At 40.7% G+C, this 3,788-nt stretch carries 4 protein-coding genes and 1 pseudogene; 3 read left to right on the top strand and 2 right to left on the bottom strand.

The features are described 5' to 3' along the window. Positions 1-96 precede the first annotated feature (96 nt). Both RYL88_RS12125 and rsmH read right to left on the bottom strand, forming a co-directional pair. Complete coding sequence (locus tag RYL88_RS12125) at positions 97-381, bottom strand: hypothetical protein (protein WP_314991621.1); 285 nt, start codon at positions 379-381, stop codon at positions 97-99. Continuing rightward, the gene (gene rsmH, locus RYL88_RS12120) at positions 371-1,303 is read right to left on the bottom strand and encodes a 16S rRNA (cytosine(1402)-N(4))-methyltransferase RsmH (protein ID WP_314991619.1); all 933 of its coding nucleotides are present in this window, start codon (positions 1,301-1,303) and stop codon (positions 371-373) included. Before rsmH ends, RYL88_RS12125 begins: the two co-directional genes overlap by 11 nt. Before the next feature lie 54 nt (positions 1,304-1,357). Here rsmH and RYL88_RS12115 point away from each other — a divergent pair, with 54 nt between their 5' ends. The 3 genes and pseudogenes from RYL88_RS12115 to RYL88_RS12105 all read left to right on the top strand — a co-directional run. Next, the gene (locus RYL88_RS12115; RefSeq protein ID WP_295142398.1) at positions 1,358-1,945 is read left to right on the top strand and encodes a class II aldolase and adducin N-terminal domain-containing protein; all 588 of its coding nucleotides are present in this window, start codon (positions 1,358-1,360) and stop codon (positions 1,943-1,945) included. Positions 1,946-2,073: 128 nt separating this feature from the next. Further along, on the top strand, positions 2,074-3,537 hold the full coding sequence (locus RYL88_RS12110) for a peptidylprolyl isomerase (protein ID WP_314991617.1): 1,464 nt from the start codon (positions 2,074-2,076) through the stop codon (positions 3,535-3,537). A 12-nt stretch (positions 3,538-3,549) separates the two neighbouring features. Further along, positions 3,550-3,788 (top strand): annotated as a pseudogene (locus RYL88_RS12105) (cell division protein FtsA); the annotation flags it as partial.

The following is a 3,788-nucleotide window of genomic DNA, read 5'->3' as shown; positions in this document are numbered from 1 at the left end:
ATCTACAACGAAGCAGTAAAAAACGAAATCCCGCGCAAGGACTTGGAGCAGTACGTCCTAGAGCGCCTAGTCGCGCAGTCTGAGGCCGGAAATTAGCTATTTTAAGGTAAGCGGATCTAAAATTTGATTTTTATATTTCATCCTCTCGAGTTTTAGACGAAGCTCTCTGTTTTCTTCTAGCAAGACGTCGCGTTTGCCGCTTAGATCGCCGATTTCGCGACTGATGTAATAAATTTGATTCGTGATGTAAATTTTTGGCAAAAACAAAGCAAGCGCGATAAAAAGCGCTGCATACGCCGATACTAACGTCCTAAAGTCTAAATTTTGCTCCTTTTTCGGTTCGCCGCCGCCAAACTCCGAAATCTCGTTTTTATCTTGCATTTTTACCTCTTGAAATTTTAAAAATCCTCATTTTTGCGCAGCTTGAGCGCGGATTTGCCTTGATCTCGGCAGCGCTTGGCGTTACAGCTTTTTTGCTTACGATTTTACCTAGCGCATTATCCCCTCCGCACGTGCATCTAAGAGCTTGCGACGGACAAATACAGCTTTGCGCCCACTGCCTAAATTTATTTTTTACGATGCGATCTTCTAGCGAATGAAAGCTGATTATCGCCACGACGCACTCGTCGATCTGCGAATCCTCAATGCTTTGGAGCAAATTTTGCAGCTCGCCAAGTTCATTATTTACCTCTATCCTTATCGCCTGAAAAGCTAACGTCGCCGCGCTAACGCTGCGTCCGTTTACGCCCTTTAGACCGATTATTTGCGCGAGGCGTTCGGCGCTTTTTATCTCGCCGTTTTGCCTGGCTTCTACTATTTTAGCGGCAAATTTGGCGGGGTTTGGTAGCTCGCCGTAGTCCTCAAATATGCGCTCTAGCTCTTTTGCGCTATAAGAATTTACTACGTCGTAAGCCGAAAATTTAGCCTGCGCGTCCATGCGCATATCTAAATTTTCGCTTTTTAAGCCAAATCCTCGCTCGTTTTTATCTAGCTGTAGCGACGAAACGCCGATATCGGCTAGGATACCGCGAATTTGACCCTGCTCTACTTTACCTAAAATTTCTGAAAATTTACTCTTAAAAATTTGCGCTCTTTGACCGAATTTTTTCAGTCTTTCAAGGCTAAATTTGATCGCTTCTTCATCTTGATCGCAAGCTATCAAATTTACGTTTTGATTTTGCTCTAAAATCGCGCCGGAATGCCCGCCGTATCCGAGCGTACAATCGACAATTGCGCCGCTTTTTATATCCGCAAAAGCTTGCAAAACTTCATCAAGCAACACGGGAACGTGTGGGGAGTTCAAATTTAGCCTTTATTTTTTGTGTATAATAACAAAAAAAGTTTATAAAAGGTTAAAATGGACTTAAAATACTGCGCAAGCGAGATCAGCAACATCGCTCTTTCGATGTTTAGAAAGAACTTTTTCGGCGTCTTTCACGGCTCTATTTCAGCTAGAATCCAGCATGATTCTTTTTTGATAAACAAAAGAACGACGATTTTTGATAACGTTAGAGAAGAAGACTTGATAATGCTAAATTCCAAAAGGGATTACCGCTGGAACGACGCGAGTATAGATGCGGATATCCATCTAAATATATATAAAAATATAAATGAGGCCAAATACGTCTGCTACGCCATGCCGCACTATCTAACCGCATACACCCTAGGACACGCCTTTATACGACCGAGGGATTACTTTGGCTACATGAGACGCAGCGAGATACCCATATACGATCCAAAGCAGTTTGAGGACTGGTACGAGCGCGCAGATACCGAGATATACCGCTATATGCTAGAAAATAAAACTAACGTGATGGTTATCAAAGGATACGGCGTATACGTGCATAGCAGGACGCCTTATCAGCTGGCAAAAGACGTCGCGATCCTTGAGAATACTTGTAAGCTACTAAGCATTGCGCATTCTTACGAATCGCAAAATAACTAGGCAAAGTTTAGTTTGTATTATCGCGACTTAAAAATTTTGCCTTCAAACCTCGTTTTTAAGGTGATATTTACGAAATTTAAGTAAAATATTGCATAAAATTTTTATGAAATTTACATAGGGAAATTTAAATGATAACTTGGATGCAAAAACACAGAAAATACCTTGTCGTGACGATATGGATAAGCACGATAGCTTTCGTCGGGGCGGGTTTCGTGGGCTGGGGAGCCTATGACCTCAACGCGAGCCGCTCCGGCTCCGTCGCAAAAGTAGGACACAGAAATATAAGCATCCAAGAGTTTCAAAATAAATACGGACAATTTCACGCATATTATAGCCAGCTTGCCGACGGACATTTAAGCGAAGAAGAAGCCGCTAATCTTAAGCTTGAAAATTTGGCTTTAGAATCGTTAGTAAACGATGCGTTATTCTTAAATTTTGCCGATGATTTGGGTCTTGGAGTAATTGACGAGGATATAGTAAAATATATCATCGCTGATCAAAATTTCCATACTAACGGCAAATTTGATAAAGAGCTGTATAAAAATACGCTAAAAAGAGCTAGAATACCTCAGAGCGAATACGAAGAAAGCCTAAAAAACGTAATCCTGCTAGACAAGCTAAGACACGCGCTAAATATCCCGACCAAAAAGCAAGATACCGATATGCTTTTGGCGAGTTATTTAATGCAAGATAGAATCTCCATGCAAGTCGTAGAGGCCGACGACAATGAGATAAAAATAGACGAAGATGCCGTAAAAACGCTCTGGGAAGAACATAAAAACGAGTATAAAACCATGACGGAGTTTAAGCTCGATACTAAATTTATTCCGGCCATAACCAGCGAAGCAAATGCTACGGAGTTAAGAGCGTTTTATGACGAAAATAAAAATGAGTATAAAGGTAGCGACGACAAAATAAAAGATTTTGAAGCAGTTAAAGACGAGGTTTTAAAGGACTTTAACCTAAAACAAACTAAAAAAATCGCGTTAGAAGAGTATTTAAAAATTAAAAAGGGCGAAAGCGAAGCAGGCACGACTATCTCGACTCTGGAAGATAACGCGAGTCTACCTATAGATGAACTAAAACTCGTCAAAACCGGCGAAACGCTAAAGCCGTTTGAATACGACGATGGATATATGATAGTAAAGGTAAAAGAGGTAATAGCTCCAAGAGTAATGAGTTTTGAAGAAGCTAGGGAGCAAATTTTAGAGCTTTACAAAGAACAAAAGACTAAAGAAATAGTGGAAGCTAAAGCGAAAGAACTGCTTAAAAACGGCTTTAAAGGCATTGACATAGGCTTTATCGGCAGAGACGCCATAAAAGCTCAAGGCGGACTAACGGAAGGGGAATTTAACGTATTTGTTAGCAAGTTATTTGGCAAAAGCGCTAAAAAAGACTACGTAATGATTGATAATAAAGCCGTGGTTTACGAAATACTAGAGCAAAATTTAATCAATCGCGATAAAGAGAGCGAATATAAAGACATCATCGCCCAGCAATCAAGCTACCTAAAAAATAGCGAACTGATGAGAGATTTGAGTACGGCGCTAGCCAAGAGATATAAAGTAGAATATTACGTTAGTAAAAAATAAAAAGGTATTGATTTGAGTACTAAAATTTTAGGTATCGACGTAGGCTCGGTTCAAATTTGCGCCGTCATAGCGCAACACGACGACACGGGTCTAAAGATAATCGGCATAGGAAATGCCAAAACGCAGGGCATAAAAAAGGGCGTAATAACCAATATCGAACTAGCTTCAAAATCAATAAAAAGCGCCTTAGTAGATGCCCAGAGGATAGCCGGCACTCGCTATGAAAAGGTGGTGGTATCGATATCTGGAGC

It is taken from the genome of uncultured Campylobacter sp., from assembly GCF_963517995.1.
GTDB lineage: Bacteria > Campylobacterota > Campylobacteria > Campylobacterales > Campylobacteraceae > Campylobacter_A.
This window is presented reverse-complemented; position numbering and strand designations above follow the sequence as displayed.